The 14761-nt window shown below is 68.4% G+C and carries 14 protein-coding genes; 4 read left to right on the forward strand and 10 right to left on the reverse strand.

The features are described 5' to 3' along the window. Positions 1–4 precede the first annotated feature (4 nt). On the reverse strand, positions 5–691 hold the full coding sequence (locus H8R02_RS10390) for a hypothetical protein (RefSeq protein ID WP_187081329.1): 687 nt from the start codon (positions 689–691) through the stop codon (positions 5–7). Between the two features lie 124 nt (positions 692–815). Between H8R02_RS10390 and H8R02_RS10395 the strand changes: the two genes are divergently transcribed. After that, positions 816–2255: an NAD-dependent succinate-semialdehyde dehydrogenase gene (locus H8R02_RS10395; protein WP_187081330.1), complete on the forward strand. Its 1440-nt coding sequence runs from the start codon at positions 816–818 to the stop codon at positions 2253–2255. A gap of 27 nt (positions 2256–2282) precedes the next feature. Here H8R02_RS10395 and glmS read toward each other — a convergent pair whose 3' ends face one another. Next, positions 2283–4130, reverse strand: coding sequence for a glutamine--fructose-6-phosphate transaminase (isomerizing) (gene glmS / locus H8R02_RS10400; protein WP_187081331.1), 1848 nt, complete (start codon positions 4128–4130; stop codon positions 2283–2285). A 117-nt stretch (positions 4131–4247) separates the two neighbouring features. Between glmS and H8R02_RS10405 the strand changes: the two genes are divergently transcribed. Beyond that, entirely contained in the window at positions 4248–4727 is a 480-nt protein-coding gene (locus H8R02_RS10405) for an Lrp/AsnC family transcriptional regulator (protein ID WP_187081332.1), read from the forward strand. Here the strand turns inward: H8R02_RS10405 and glmU are convergent. After that, positions 4724–6157, reverse strand: coding sequence for a bifunctional UDP-N-acetylglucosamine diphosphorylase/glucosamine-1-phosphate N-acetyltransferase GlmU (glmU, locus tag H8R02_RS10410; RefSeq protein ID WP_255429271.1), 1434 nt, complete (start codon positions 6155–6157; stop codon positions 4724–4726). The two genes, H8R02_RS10405 and glmU, sit on opposite strands and share 4 nt — an antisense overlap. Positions 6158–6205: 48 nt before the next feature. Here glmU and H8R02_RS10415 point away from each other — a divergent pair, with 48 nt between their 5' ends. Then, complete coding sequence (locus tag H8R02_RS10415; RefSeq protein ID WP_255429272.1) at positions 6206–7048, forward strand: DUF6279 family lipoprotein; 843 nt, start codon at positions 6206–6208, stop codon at positions 7046–7048. 8 nt (positions 7049–7056) lie between these two features. Here the strand turns inward: H8R02_RS10415 and H8R02_RS10420 are convergent, their stop codons facing one another. From H8R02_RS10420 to H8R02_RS10440, 5 genes are all read right to left on the reverse strand, one after another. Continuing rightward, a complete protein-coding gene (locus H8R02_RS10420; RefSeq protein WP_187081334.1) occupies positions 7057–7368 on the reverse strand; it encodes a hypothetical protein in 312 nt (103 codons plus the stop codon). Between the two features lie 95 nt (positions 7369–7463). Next, entirely contained in the window at positions 7464–8426 is a 963-nt protein-coding gene (locus H8R02_RS10425; RefSeq protein WP_187081335.1) for an MBL fold metallo-hydrolase, read from the reverse strand. Positions 8427–8436: 10 nt separating this feature from the next. Then, a complete protein-coding gene (locus H8R02_RS10430) occupies positions 8437–8922 on the reverse strand; it encodes a gluconokinase (RefSeq protein ID WP_187081594.1) in 486 nt (161 codons plus the stop codon). A 2-nt stretch (positions 8923–8924) separates the two neighbouring features. Continuing rightward, positions 8925–9533 (reverse strand): TetR/AcrR family transcriptional regulator, encoded by a 609-nt coding sequence (locus tag H8R02_RS10435; RefSeq protein ID WP_187081336.1) that lies wholly within the window; start codon positions 9531–9533, stop codon positions 8925–8927. 17 nt (positions 9534–9550) lie between these two features. Then, entirely contained in the window at positions 9551–10039 is a 489-nt protein-coding gene (locus tag H8R02_RS10440) for a DUF2917 domain-containing protein (RefSeq protein ID WP_187081337.1), read from the reverse strand. Positions 10040–10176: 137 nt separating this feature from the next. On the opposite strand from H8R02_RS10440, the gene H8R02_RS10445 reads away from it, so the two are divergent. Then, positions 10177–11160 carry a LysR substrate-binding domain-containing protein gene (locus H8R02_RS10445; RefSeq protein ID WP_187081338.1) on the forward strand — a complete coding sequence of 328 codons (984 nt, stop codon included), beginning with the start codon at positions 10177–10179 and terminating at the stop codon, positions 11158–11160. 61 nt (positions 11161–11221) lie between these two features. Here the strand turns inward: H8R02_RS10445 and H8R02_RS10450 are convergent, their stop codons facing one another. Next, on the reverse strand, positions 11222–13027 hold the full coding sequence (locus tag H8R02_RS10450) for an ABC transporter ATP-binding protein (RefSeq protein ID WP_187081339.1): 1806 nt from the start codon (positions 13025–13027) through the stop codon (positions 11222–11224). Next, positions 13017–14759, reverse strand: coding sequence for an ABC transporter ATP-binding protein (locus H8R02_RS10455; protein WP_354004898.1), 1743 nt, complete (start codon positions 14757–14759; stop codon positions 13017–13019). Before H8R02_RS10455 ends, H8R02_RS10450 begins: the two co-directional genes overlap by 11 nt. Positions 14760–14761: the final 2 nt, after the last annotated feature.

Consider the following 14761-nt stretch of genomic DNA (forward strand, 5'->3'; position numbering starts at 1 on the left):
GTGTTCAGTCGGCCCAGGGCAGCACGAGGCGGATCGTGCCGTCCGCATCGCGCGTTGCTTCGGCGCCTTCGGCCTGCGCGAGTGCACGCACATCGTCCCAACGCAGCGGGCGGTATGCGGGCTCCTGCACGAAACCCTCCTCACCCTGCATGCGCCGGACGCCCAGCGTGAGCTGCGCGCCCGTGCCGCCGGGCTCGGCCGACAGCAGCAACTCGGCCGGCGGCGCGATCTCGTCCGTGGCGTGGATGAGCGTCGCGCACAGCAGGAAGCGGGCGCAGGAGCGGCGAATCTCGCCCTCCATCGCGCCGACTTCGTTGCGCAGCGTATAGCCGCGGAAGCTCAGGCTGCTCGCGATCAAGCCGGCGCATTCGCGCACGGCATCGTGGACTGCGATGGCGGCCTTGTCGTCCGGCGACAACCAGCCGACTACGTCGGTGCACGACTCGAGCGCGGCGCGCGCGAAACTGTTGATCTTCTTCGCGCTGTCGTGCACGGCCGCGATGTCGGGCTCCGGGGCGCGCAGGCGCCGGTCCAGCACTTCGTAGACCATGCCGATCGGCTGCAGGTTCACCACGAGGTGATGGCGGATGGACGGCGCAAGCCTGCGCAGCAGCGCGTAGCGCGCGGCTTCCGCGGCGGCGCTCGGCCAGCTCGCCGGGGTGGTGGGGTTGGTGTCTTCTGTCACCAGCATGGCGTCGAGAGTATCAGCGCAGCACCTGCTGTCAATTTGCCTTGTTGCCCAAAGGGCGGTGTTACAGATGGTGAGGTCATCGCGCTTGCGCCAAAATGGCCGTCTTCGTGCAGGAACCCCAACCATGACCTACCCCAATACCCAGCTCTTCATCGAAGGCCAGTGGCAGGACGCCGCCGACGGCCGCTCCCTCGCCGTGCACAACCCGGCCACGGGCCAGGAGATCGGCCGCGTCGCGCATGCGAGCAAGCCCGACCTCGACAAGGCGCTTGCGGCCGCGCAGAAAGGCTTCGAGACCTGGCGCGACCTGGTGCCCGCCGAGCGCGCGAAGATCATGCGCAAGGCCGCCGGCTTCATGCGCGAGCGTGCCGGTGCCATCGGGCAGGTGCTGACGCAGGAGCAGGGCAAGCCGCTGGTGGAAGCCAAGGGCGAGGCGATGGCCGCCGCCGACATCATCGAATGGTTCGCCGATGAAGGCATGCGCGTGTACGGCCGGATCGTGCCGTCGCGCACCAACCTCGCCATCCGCCAGATGGTGCTGAAGGACCCGGTGGGCGTCGTCGCGGCCTTCACGCCCTGGAACTTCCCGATCAACCAAGTGGTGCGCAAGGTCGGCGCCGCGCTGGCCGCCGGCTGCTCGATGATCGTCAAGGCGCCCGAGGAGACGCCGGCCGCCCCGGCCGCGCTCGTCCAGGCGTTTGCCGATGCGGGCCTGCCGCCCGGCGTGCTGAACCTCGTGTACGGCAACCCGGCCGAGATCTCCAGCTACCTGATCCCGCACCCGATCGTGCGCAAGATCACCTTCACCGGTTCCACGCCGGTGGGCAAGCAGCTGGCCGCGATGGCGGGCCAGCACATGAAGCGCGTGACGATGGAACTCGGTGGCCACGCCCCGGTGATCGTCTGCGAGGACGCGGACGTGGCGCTCGCCGTGAAAGCCGCCGGGGCGGCGAAGTTCCGCAATGCGGGCCAGGTGTGCATCTCCCCCACGCGCTTTCTCGTGCACGAGAGCGTGCGCGACCAGTTCGCCGAGGCGCTGGCGTCGCACGCGAAGGCGCTGAAGGTCGGTGACGGCCTGGCCGAAGGCACGCAGATGGGCCCGCTGGCCAACCCGCGCCGCCTCACTGCCATGAGCGAATTCACCAAGGATGCCGTCGAGCGCGGCGCCAAGGTGCTCGTCGGCGGCGAGCGCATCGGCAGCACCGGCAACTTCTTCACGCCGACCGTGCTGGCCGACGTGCCGCTCGAATCGAAGATCTTCAACGAAGAACCCTTCGGGCCCGTGGCCGCGATCCGCACGTTCACGCAGCTGGACGAGGCGATCAAGGAAGCGAACCGCCTGGCCTACGGCCTGGCCGGCTACGCGTTCACCAAGTCGCTGAAGAACGCCGACATCATCGCCCGCAGGGTCGAGGTGGGCATGCTGTGGATGAACATGCCGGCGCTGCCCAGCGCCGAGATGCCTTTCGGTGGCATCAAGGATTCGGGCTACGGCTCCGAGGGCGGGCCGGAGGCGCTGGAGGCTTACCTCAATGCGCGTGCGGTCAACGTGATGAACGCGTAAGAACAAAGGGGCCTCGCGGCCCCTTTTTCATTCCACCGTCACGCTCTTCGCAAGGTTGCGCGGCTTGTCGACGTCGGTGCCCCGCGCGCAAGCCGTGTGATACGCGAGCAGCTGCAGCGGCACGACGTGCAGCAGCGGGCTCAGCTCGCCGTAGTGCTCGGGCATGCGGATGACGTGGATGCCTTCGCCGCTCTCGATCTTGGAGTCGCCGTCCGCCAGCACATAGAGCACGCCGCCGCGCGCACGCACTTCCTGCATGTTGCTCTTGAGTTTTTCGAGCAGCGCATCGTTGGGTGCGACGGTCACGACAGGCATCTCGCTCGTGACGAGCGCCAGAGGACCATGCTTCAACTCGCCGGCCGGGTAGGCCTCGGCGTGGATGTAGCTGATCTCCTTCAGTTTCAAGGCGCCTTCCAGCGCGATCGGGTAGTGCAGCCCGCGGCCGAGGAACAGCGCGTTCTGCATGCGCGCGAAATCCTCGGACCAGCTGATCACCTGCGGCTCCAGCGCCAGCACGGCTGAAAGCGCCGCAGGCAGGTGGCGCATCGCCTTCAGGTGCTGCGCTTCCTGCGATTCGGTCAGGCGCCCCTTCACCTGCGCGAGCGACAACGTGAGCAGGAACAGGCCCGCCAGCTGCGTCGTGAACGCCTTGGTCGAAGCGACACCGATCTCCACACCCGCCCGCGTGATGTAAGAGAGCTTGCACTCGCGCACCATCGCCGACGTGGCCACGTTGCAGATGGTCAGCGTGTGCTCCATGCCCAGCTGCTGCGCATGACGCAGCGCAGCCAGAGTGTCGGCCGTTTCGCCCGACTGGCTGATCGTGACCACGAGCGAGCGCGGGTTGGGCACCGTCTCCCGGTAGCGGTATTCGCTCGCGATCTCCACCTGCGTGGGGATCTTGGCGATCGACTCCAGCCAGTACTTGGCGGTGCAGCCGCTGTAGTAGCTGGTGCCGCACGCGAGGATCAGCACGGAGTCGATCTCCTTGAACACACGATAGGCACCATCGCCGAACAGCTCCGGAACGATGCCCTGGATGCCTTCGAGCGTGTCGGCCACGGCGCGCGGCTGCTCGAAAATCTCTTTCTGCATGTAATGGCGGTACGGCCCGAGCTCCGCGGCGCCGCTGTGCGCGCGCACGGTCTTCACTTCGCGCTTCACTTCGCGGCCGTTGCGGTCGCAGATCCAGTAGCGGCCCAGTTGCAGGTCCACCACGTCACCCTCTTCGATGTAGACGATCTGGTCCGTCACACCGGCCAGCGCCATCGCGTCGCTCGCCAGGAAGTTCTCGCCATCGGCACCCACGCCCAGCACCAGCGGTGAGCCCGCGCGGGCACCGACGACGCGATGCGGCTCGTCCTTGCAGAACACCGCGATCGCATACGCACCATGCAGTTGCTGCACGGCCTCCTTCACGGCGTTGAACAGGTCGCCGTCGTAGAGGCTGTCGACGAGGTGGCAGATCACCTCGGTGTCGGTCTGGCTGGCGAAGTGGTAGCCCTTGGCCTTGAGCGCGGCCCGCAGCTCGTCGTGGTTCTCGATGATGCCGTTGTGAACGAGCGCGACGCGGCCGGGGCCCTTGGCGGCATCGGCGCCGGGCCCATGGCTGAAGTGCGGGTGCGCGTTGTGCACCGCCGGCGCGCCGTGCGTCGCCCAGCGCGTGTGGGCGATGCCGGTGGTGCCTTCGAGGTGTTCGCTTTCCACCTGCGAGATGAGCTCCGCGACGCGAGCGGTGCTGCGGGCGCGCTTCAGGCCACCATCATGGACGGCCACGCCGCAGGAGTCGTAGCCGCGGTATTCGAGCCGCTGCAGGCCCTGGACGAGGATGGGGACGATGTTGCGGGTAGAGACCGCGCCGACGATGCCGCACATGGGTTTTGCTCCTTGATGGTGAGACTTTATGGGCCATCATTTGAAATCGGCTTGCGGAATCGACGGAATTATGGAGTTTCATTTCACTCACGCTGCCACTTGAAATAAAATTCCAAAATGGAGCTCGACAATACGGATCTGCGCATCCTCGACCTGCTGCAAACCGATGCCAGCCTCTCCAACCAGGACCTCTCCGCCCGCGTGCACGTCTCGCCGCCCACGTGCCTGCGCCGCGTCAAGCGCCTGCAGGATGCGGGTGTCATCGAGCGCCAGATCGCGGTGCTGTCACCGCAGCAACTCGCGGCCGCAGTCGGCCACGGCCTGCAAGCGATCGTGGAAGTGACATTGGACCGCCAAGGCGCCGAAGCGCAGGAGGCTTTCGAAGCACGCGTCATCGAAGACGTGGCGGTGCAGCAGTGCTACCGCGTCTCGCCCGGCCCGGACTTCGTGCTGGTGGTCCACACGCGCGACATGCCCGGGTACCTGGACCTCGCCAAGCGCCTGTTCACGAGCGACGCGAACGTGCGCAACGTGAAGGCGTATTTCTCGGTGAAGCGGGCCAAGTTCGACCCGCGCATCCCGCTGGCGCCCGCCTAGTTCTTGCTCGGGCGCTGCCAGTTCTCGACGGCGACCTGCTTGCCGCGCGCCACCGACAGCACGCCCGGCGCCGTGTCCTTGGTGATCACCGACCCCGCGCCGACGGTGCCGCCCGCGCCCAGCCGCACCGGTGCGACCAGCACGCTGTTGCTGCCGACGTGCACGTCCGCCTCGATCACGGTGCGGTGCTTGTTGGCGCCGTCGTAGTTGGCGGTGATGCTGCCCGCGCCGTAGTTGACGCGCTCGCCGACGATGGCGTCACCCAGGTACGCGAGGTGGTTGGCCTTGGAGCCGCCCGCCATCGTGGTGTTCTTGATCTCCACGAAGTTACCCACGTGCACGTCCGGCCCGAGGTTCGCACCCGGCCGCAGCCGCGCGAACGGGCCCACGCGCGCGTTCTGGCCCACCTGGGCGCCCGAGCGCTCGCCCGCGATGTGCGTGTAGGGCTCGATCACCGCGCCCGCCTCGATCCGCGCGTTGGAGATGATGCAGTTCGCGCCGATGGTCACGCCGTCGCCGAGCCAGACGGTGCCTTCGAAGATGCAGTTGATGTCGATCTCGACGTCGGTGCCGCAGACGATCTTGCCGCGCAGGTCGAAGCGCTCCGGGTCCGCGAGGCGCACACCCTGCTCCATCAGCTGCTGCGCCTGCCGGGTCTGGTAGGTGCGCTCCAGCACCGCGAGTTGCCGCGCGCTGTTCACGCCGTCCACCTGCAGCGGGTCCACGGCCTTCACGGCCACGACGTCGGCACCGTCCTTGACGGCGAGCGCGATGATGTCGGTGAGGTAGTACTCACCTTGCGCGTTCTTGTTGGTCAGCTTGGCGAGCCAACGCTTGAGCACCGAGGTGGGCACGGCCATGAAGCCGGTGTAGACCTCGTTGATCTGCTTCTGCTCTTCCGTCGCGTCCTTGTGCTCGACGATGCCCCACACCGCGTTGCCGCTGCGGATGATGCGGCCGTAGCCGGTGGGGTCGGGCATGTCCACGCTGAGCAGCACGACGCGCTCGCCGGCGCAGCGGTCGATCAGCGCCTGCAAGGTGCCGGACTGGATCAGCGGCACGTCGCCGTTGAGGATGAGCGTGATGCCGCTGTCGCCGAGCGCGGGCACGGCCTGCTGCACGGCGTGGCCGGTGCCCAGCTGCGGCTCCTGCCGCACGAAGATGGGCGCCGGGCGGCGCGCCTGCACGCTGGCCAGCGTGCAGGCCAGCTCGACGTCGTCGCCGCCGTGCCCGGTCACGATGATCACCCGCCGCGCATCCATGCCATTGGCGGTCTCCAGGACGTGCTCGATGAGCGGGCGGCCGGCCAAACGGTGCAACACTTTGGGCTTGCGGCTCTTCATGCGGGTGCCCTTGCCCGCTGCCATGATGACGATGTCCACTTCCGACGAGCGGATGCCTTTTTGATGAATGACCAGATCGACCGTCATAGCCTGTCCTCTCGAGTGATGCGCGGATCGCGAAGCCTGCCCGGCATTATGTTCTTGCTGCTGTGCGTTGCGATGCTCCCCGGCTGCAGCACGTTGAAGCTGGCCTACAACACCCTGCCCGAAGTCGCATATTGGTGGTTCGATGGCTACGGCGACTTCAGCGACGAGCAGGCGCCGCGGGTGCGCGAGGAGCTGGCGCGGCTGCAGGCCTGGCACCGCGCCAACGAGCTGCCCAAGCTGGCCGAGATGCTGGGGCGGATGGAGCAGGCGGCCCCCGGCTCGGTGACACCGCAGCAGGCTTGCGCGTTCACCGCCGAAGCGCAGGCGCGCCTCGTCGCGGTCGCGGAGTATGCAGAGCCGGCGGCGGCCGGCCTGGCCGCGACGCTGGCGCCGGCGCAGGTGCAGCACGTCGAGCGCCGCTTTGCCAAGCGCAACGCCGAGTGGCGCAAGGAGTGGATCGACCCGGCCCCCGCGGAACGGCAGGAAAAGCGGTTCAAGCAGTTCAGTGACCGCCTGGAGTCGCTCTACGGCCCGCTGGAGGAACCGCAGCGCGCCGTGCTGCGCCGCGGGGTCGCGCAGTCCGTTTTCGACCCGCAGCGGGCACTGGTGGAGTGGCAGCGCCGCCAGACGGACCTGCTGCAGGTATTGCGGCAGATGCACGAGCGCCCGGCCAATCCGCAGTTCGCGCGCACCGCGCTGCAAGGCTGGCGCGAGCGCGTGCTGCGCTCACCGGACGCGGCTTATCGCAAGTACCAGCAGGAGCTGCTGGACGAGAACTGCCGCATGTTCGCGGCGATTCATGAAAGCACGAACGCCGACCAGCGCGGGCGTGCCGCGCGGCGGCTGCGGGCGTGGCAGCGCGACCTGAAGGAGCTGGCCGCGCCGCAATAGGCGTTTTTCTAGCGCTCGCCCTTGGAGTGCGATTTGCCCTCGCGCTCGGCTTCTTCCAGTTCGCGCGCTTCGTCGTCAGAACGCGGCTTCGCGTTCTCGGCGTCCTTCTGCACGTCGGCGTTCTTCAGGTAGTCGCCGATGTCCTTCTGGTAGTTCTTCGTGGCGCTATAGCTGCCCTCGCCTTCGACCTGCGAGCCGCCCTGCTGCGCCTGCGGCTTGTTCTGGAAGTCGGTGGAGCCGGACTGCTGCTGCTGGCGGTCTCCGTGCGCCGCGGGTTGCTGCTGCTGCAGCGGGCGGGGCGTGTTCTTGTCGTGTTGCATGACGGGTACTCCTGGATATGCCCCAGCTTAGGGAGCACGTCACTATCCCGGTGCCGTCCGCCAACCGACCGCCGTGTCGGTTTTCGCCTACAAGCTCATCCGGCCTGCAAGGAGGCCCACATCTCTTTGTCTCGCTCCGCCGTCCAGATGCGTGGGTTCTTGATTCCACGCGCCTCGTCGTAGGCCCGGCTCACGTCGAACGGCAGGCAGTGCTCGTAGATGAAAACGTGGCCGAAAACAGGGTCCATGGACTTGCGGGTGTGTTCCATCGCCGCCTTGAGGTCCATGTTCGCGGCGGCCGCTTCCTTCGCGCAGCGGTAGAGCGTCTCCACCCAGCGCTTGGTGTAGTCGAGCGCCTTGTTCACGTTGGCGCTGCCCTTCATGGCTTCGCCGCGGCCCGGCACGATGGCTTCGGCGCCGAGGGCGCGCAGCGCTTCGAGCGTGGCCGGCCACTCTTCCAGTTGCGCGTCGCCGGTGTAGACACCGGCCTCGTACTCCACGAGGTCGCCGGAGAACAGCACCTTCTCCTCTTCGACCCAGGCGATCGTGTCCCCGCGCGTGTGGCCGGCGCCGGGCGACCAGATCTGCACCTTCACGCCGCCCAGGTCCACCGTGAGCTTGCCGTCCGTGACGAGCGTGGGCCAGGTGAGGCCCGGCACGGTCTCCGCGTTGCGGAACAGGCGCGGGAAGCGCTCCATCTCGGACTGCATGTCCTCCTTGCCGCGCTCGACGATCAGTTCGTACGTGCCGCGGCTGGCGATCACCTCGCTCGCGCCTTCGTCGAAGTACGCGCTCGCGCCCAGCACGCGCACGGCGTGGTAATGCGTGAGCAGCACGTACTTGATCGGCTTGTCGCTCACGGTGCGGATGCGCGCGATCAGGTCGCGCGCCATCGCGGGCGTAGCGGTGGCGTCGCTCACCATGATGAACTTGTCGCCGATGATCACGCCGGAGTTGGGGTCGCCCTCCGCCGTGTACGCCCAGCAGTGCGCCGACAACTGCTCGAAGGTGATCTTCTTGTCGGCCAGGTCGGCCTGGCTCGCGAAGGCTTTGCTCATGAAAGGAATTCTACGGACGCAGGCCCGCGAGTGCGCGCTCGACGACATCGGTCAGCGGCGCGGATGCGTCAACCACGACAACACCCGGCTCGCCGGAGGGGTCTTCGAGCGCCGCAAACTGGCTGGTGACCAGGCTGGGCGGGTAGAAGTGGTCAGTCCGCGCTGCGACACGCGCTGCCGCCTGTTCGGGCGTCAGCGCGAGGTGCACGAAGCGCAGCCCCGCCGCGCCCGTGCGCAACGTGTCGCGGTAGGCGCGCTTCAAGGCCGAGCAGGTCAGCACCGCGCCTTGCGGGCGCGCCGCCAGTTCGGCTGCCAGCGTCCGCAGCCACCCGGCGCGGTCGGCATCGTCCAGCGGCACGCCGCGGCGCATCTTGTCGACGTTGGACGCCGGGTGGAAATCGTCGCCCTCCACGAGCGGCAGCTGCAGCGCCCGCGCAAGCCGCGCGCCCACTTCGCTCTTGCCGCAGCCGGCCACGCCCATCACGACGACGTGCATCGTCACGCAGCCGCCCCGTCGAGCCCGCGTTCGAGCATGCCGATCACTTCCTCGGCGAACTGCGCATAACTCATGGGGCCGCCGGGGCGCAGCCAGGTGAAGGTCCAGTTGATCATGCCGAACAGCATCATGGTCACCGCGGTCTGGTTGCGGCTGTCCATCCGCTTCGGGTAGGCGCGGCGCAGGAAGCGCGTGACGGCGGCGACGATGTCGCGCTGGCGGTCGAGGATCAGGTCGCGCTGCGTGTCGGAGAGGAACTTCGTGTCATGCAGCAGCGCGATGTGGCGCGTGGCGGAGTGCTCGTATTCCTCGAGGAAGACGCGCACCAGCTCATGGACCGCGGCGCGGTCGTCGAGGCTGCGCCGCTGCGCGGTCGCCTCCACCTGGCCGATGATGGCCAGCAGGCGCTGGGTGTAGCGATCCAGCAGGTCGTAGAGGATCGCTTCCTTGCTCTCGTAATAGTGATACAGGCGCGCCTTCGACGTGCCGCAGGCCGCCGCGATGTCGTTCATGCTGGCAGCCGCGTAGCTGCGGTCGGCAAAGCACTGCGCCGCGACGTCGAGGATCTCGTCGCGGCGCAGTTCGTGCTGTGAGCTCTTGGGCCGCGCCATGCGGCCCGATCATACGGTCAGGCTTTGCAGTGGGCGCTCAGGTGGCGCGGCATCGGCGCGCGTTGCGGCGGCAACACGGTCGCCACCACGGCGCGCACCAGCACCACCACGACGCTCGCCGCGGCGTGGACGCCCAGGGCCACGGCGATGCGCAGGTCCGCGAGCGGCTTCATCACGTCCGCGAAACGGATCCGCGGCAGGCGCGCCGGCGCCACGATCGGGTCCCACGTGAAGTAGGCGGAGTGGTTGCGGCCCCAGGGCTCCACCACCACGCGCTCGCCGGCCGCGATGCGGACGGTGTCGCCGACCTCGACGAAGTGGTCGCCCATGGCGCGCGGCGTGCCCTCGTGCGGGCCGTCGAAGGTGGCCCACAGCGTGCCGTGGGCGACGCGCAGGATGCCGTCCTGCAGCGGCTGCAGCGTGATCGCGCGGCCGGCACCCAGCTTCCACGTGCCGGGCAGGGCGGGGGCGGCGGATTGATGCAGGGTCGTGGCTTGCGCGGTCATCGCAGTTCTCCAGTGAAGCGTTTTCGGCATTGAATGATCGTTCACGCCCGCTTGGCAGTCCAATGAAATACGGCTAACCTTTTGATTCCGGATTCGCATCAATCCGCCAGCGCCTCCTGTCAAAAGCCGACACGCCCATGCAGCACTCTCAGACCCATTTGCGCACCCGCCCGATCTCCGCCGGCCACCTGCGCGCGTTCGAGGCGGTGGCCCGCCACCTCAATTTCCGCGCGGCGGCGGAGGAGATGGCACTCACCCAGTCCGCCGTCAGCCGGCAGATCCAGTCGCTCGAAGACGAAGTGGGCGTGAGCCTGTTCCTGCGGCACACGCGCGCGGTCGAACTCACGAGCGCGGGCGCGCAGCTGCTGATGGCGGTGTCGCAATCGCTGCCGCGCATCGACAACGCGGTGCGCACCATCCGCCAGAGCGCGGGGCGGCGCGCGGTGTCCCTCACCACCTTTGCGTCGTTCGCGTCGATGTGGCTCATCCCGCGCATGGAGCAGTTCCAGCGCGACAACCCGGAGATCGACATCCGCATCGACGCCAGCGATTCGACGGTGGACCTCGAGATCGCGGACGTGGACCTGGCGCTTCGCTACGGGCCCATGGCGTCGATGCCGACGAATGCCGTGAGGTTGTTCGGCGAACAGCTCACCCCGGTGGCGAGCCCGTGGCTCGTGAAGAGCGGGCCGCCGCTGAAGAAGCCGGCCGACGTGGCGCAGTTCACGCTGATCGAAGCCGGTGACGCGCACCAGACCCACCTCGAGTGGCTGACGTGGCGGCGCTGGTTCGACGAGCATGGCCTGAACAAGCTGCAGCCCAAGCGCTGGCTCTATTTCAATTACGCCTACCAGATGGTGCAGGCGGCGCTCACCGGGCAGGGCGTCGTGCTTGCGCGCCTGCCGCTGGTGGCCGAGGCGCTCGCCAACGGAGACCTCGTGGAGGTGATGCCCAAACTGCGCATGGATTCGCCGATGGCCTACTGGCTGGTCGTGGGGCCGAGGAGCGGCCACCGGCCGGAGATCAAGTCCTTCTGCGAATGGCTGATGGCGCAGAGCAAGATCACGCGGCAGACGATCGGCGAGGTGCCGGACCCGGACACGATCGACGACCTGGATTGAGGATGTTGTCATGCCGGGCTCGACCCGGCATCCATCGTGGCGCGCCGCCATGGACCCCGGGTCAAGCCCGGGGTGACAGCTCTTCTTCCTCGAGCTGCTGCAGCAGGTAGAGACGCTGGTAGAGGCCGCCGTCGATGGCCATCAGCTCGGAGTGCGTCCCCAGCTCCGCGATCCGCCCGTGGTTCAGCACCACGATCCTGTCCGCATCGCGGATGGTCGAGAGCCGATGCGCGATCGCGACCACCGTCACCTTGCCGCGCAGCGCCGTCAGCGCACGCTGCACCACCTGCTCGGTCTCCGAATCGATGTGCGACGTCGCTTCGTCCAGCAACAGGATGCGCGGCTCCCCCGCCAGCGCCCGCGCGATCGCGATCAACTGCTTCTGCCCCACGGAAAGCCGCGCCCCGCCTTCACCCAGCGGCGTGTCGTAGCCCCGCTCCAGCCCCACGATGAAGTCGTGCGCATGCGCGGCGCGCGCGGCGGCCTCCACCTGCGCATCCGTGAGCTTGCGCCCCATCGCGATGTTCTCGCGCGCGCTGGCCGCGAGCAGGAACGGGTCCTGCGGCACCAGCCCCACGCGGTCGCGGAAATGGTCTTCGCCGATCGTGTCCAGCGGCGCGCCGTCGATGCGGATGCTCCCCGGCGGCGCGACATAGAAGCGCAGCAGCAGCGACAGCAGGGTGCTCTTGCCGCTGCCCGTGTGCCCCACGATCCCGTGGAAGCTGCCCGGCTCGATGCGCAAATCGAGGCCATGCAGCACGCGCCGCCCCGGCAGGTACTCGAAATCGAGGTGCTCGATCGCGATGCCGCCTTCGGTGATGCGCCCCTCCTTCGTGGCAACCGGCGTCTCCGCCTCCTTGAGCAGCGTGTGCACGCGCGCCGCCCCCACCATCGCCTGCTGCAGCTGCGAGAACTGCATCGTGATCTGGATCAGCGGCTCGGTGACGCGCGACACGTAGTTGATGAACGCATACAGCACGCCCACCTCCAGCGCGCTGAGCGTGCCGAACACCCAGATCACCACCGCCAGCAGCAGCACGTTGAGGAAGTCCAGGACCGGCCGCAGCAGCCACGCGTTGGCGCGCAGCTCGCGCTGGCGCGACTGGTAGTGCGCACCGTTGGTGCCTGCGAACTTCTGCGCGAACCGCAGCGTGGCGTTGCTGGCCTGCAGCACGGCCATGCCGGCGATCGACTCCGCGACCTGCGCGTTCAGCTCGCTGCGCAGCTCGCGCGTGCGCGCGACCGCGGGCGCCGACAGGCGCTGGTAGAGCGACACGATCAGCGCCATCGCAGGCGCGAGCGTCAGCACGATCAGCATCAGCCGCCAGTCCAGCCAGAACATCGCGGCCATCGCGCCCAGCAGCACGATCACGCTGTCCAGCATGACGAAGAGCACCTGCACGTAGAGCGTCTTCACCGCCTCGGTGTCGTTCGTCACGCGGCTCACCAGCTGGCCGGTGATCGCGCGGTCGAAGAACGACATCGGCAGGCGCAGCACGTGGCCGAACACCCGCTCGCGGATGCGCTGCACCGAGCGCATCGCAAGCCCGGCGAGGCGCACGAGCTGCAGGTAGCGCACGCAGGTGGCCACAATGCCCGCGACGAGCGCGCCACCGAGCAGCGCCGCGATGCCGAATGCTTCGGCGTGATGCGGCAGCAGGTAGTTGTCGATGAAGGCCTTGCCGAGCAGCGGGCCCAGCGCTTCGAGCCCGGCCGCCAGCAGCAGCCAGGCCACCGCGCGGTGCAAGTGGCGGCGCTCGGGCTGCACGGCCTCGTACAGCAGGCGCGCGGCATCACCGACCGTGCGGCGGCCGCCCCTTTCGGCGCCGGGCGCCAACCCTTCGGCGACGGCGGAATCAGCTTGCATCGAGGCTCGCCTGCAATTGTTGGTAGCGCCACTGGCGGGCATACCACCCGCCTTGCGCTAGAAGTTCGGCGTGCGAGCCCTGCTCGGCCACGTGGCCGTCCCGCAGCACCAGCGTGCGGTCGGCGTCGGCGACGGTGCTCAGGCGGTGGCTCACGATGATCACGGTGCGGCCCATGCGAGCATCGCGCAGGTGCGCGAGGATGCGCGCCTCCGTGTCTGTGTCCACGGCCGACAGCGCGTCGTCGAGCAGCAGCAGGGGCGCATCGGCCAGCAGCGCACGCGCGATCGCGACGCGCTGGCGCTGCCCGCCCGACAAAGTCACGCCGCGCTCGCCGACCGGCGTGTCGTAGCCATTCGGCAGCCTCAGGATCTCTTCATGGATGGCCGCAAGCTTCGCGGCTTCCTCCACCTGCTCGCGCGTCGCGCCCGGCGTGGCCAGCGCGATGTTGTCCGCCACGGATGCCGAGAAGAGGAAGGCTTCCTGCGGCACCCACGCAATCGCGCCGCGCAACGCGGCCAGCGTGTAGCGCTCCAGGTCCACGCGGTTCCAGCGCAGCTGGCCCGCGTCCGGGTGGTAGTGGCGCAGCATCAGCCGCAGCAGCGTGGACTTGCCCGCCCCGGTCGGCCCCACCAGGCCCAGCGTGCGCCCGGCCGGCAGCACGAGCGACACGTTGTCGAGCGCCGCGCGACCCTGCCCCGGGTAACGGAAGCTCACGCCGTCCGCTTCCACCGTGCCCGGCTCCACGTGCGGCACGGTGCCATGGTCGTCGATCACCAGCGGCGCATCCAGCACCGGCTGCAGCCGCGCCCACGCCGCCTTGCCGCGCTCGAACAGCGACAGCACCCAGCCGGCCGCGAACATCGGCCAGATCATCTGCCCGAGGTACAGGCTGAAGCTGGTGAGCTGGCCCACGCTCAACTCGTTGTGCCAGACCAGCCAGCCGCCGACGCCGAGCACGATCACCGTGGCGGCGGTCAGCGTGATGCCGACCGCCGGCTCGTACGTCGCTTCCCACTTCTGCGCGTCGAAGCTCGCATCCGAAGCGGCCGTCGCGAGCTTCGAGAAATGCGCCTCGTTGCGTTGCGCGAGCCCGAGAGCCCGCACCGTGCGCACGCCCGACAGCGACTCCTGCACATGGTCGTTCAACGCCGCGAAGCGCTCCAGCGACTGCGCCCACGAGGCGTGCACGTGCCCCGAAATCCACCAGAAAGCCAGCGCCATCAGCGGGAAAGGCAGCAGCGCGCACGCTGCGAGCCTTGCATCGACGCCCAGCGCCATCATCGCCACGACCAGCACGAGCGTGAGCGTCCCGTCGAAGCCGGCCAGCATCGCCTCGCCCGCGGCCATCTCGATCGCGTCGATGTCGTTGGTGGCCATTGCCATCAGGTCGCCGGTACGCCGGTCCTGGTAGAAGCGCGGGCCCTGCAACGTGAGCCGGTCATAGAGCCGCTGGCGCAGTTCCATGCCGAGCCGGTACGCCGCCGCATACAGCTGGAGCCGCCAGCCGACGCGCAGGAAGTAGACGATCACGCCCGCCAGGCACAGCCAGCCCAGCTCGCGCAGCAGCGCGCCGCCGGAGAGCTGCTTCGCCACCAGCCCATCGACCAGGTGCCCGATCTGCCGCGGGATCCACACGATCAGGCACGCGATGCCCGCCAGCATCAGCGCCGAGGAGGAATAGGCCAGCCAGTGCCGCTTGAGGAAGCGGCCGATCAGGGAATACAGCGTCACGG

It is taken from the genome of Ramlibacter albus (assembly GCF_014297445.1).
GTDB classification, from domain to species: Bacteria; Pseudomonadota; Gammaproteobacteria; order Burkholderiales; family Burkholderiaceae_C; genus Ramlibacter; species Ramlibacter albus.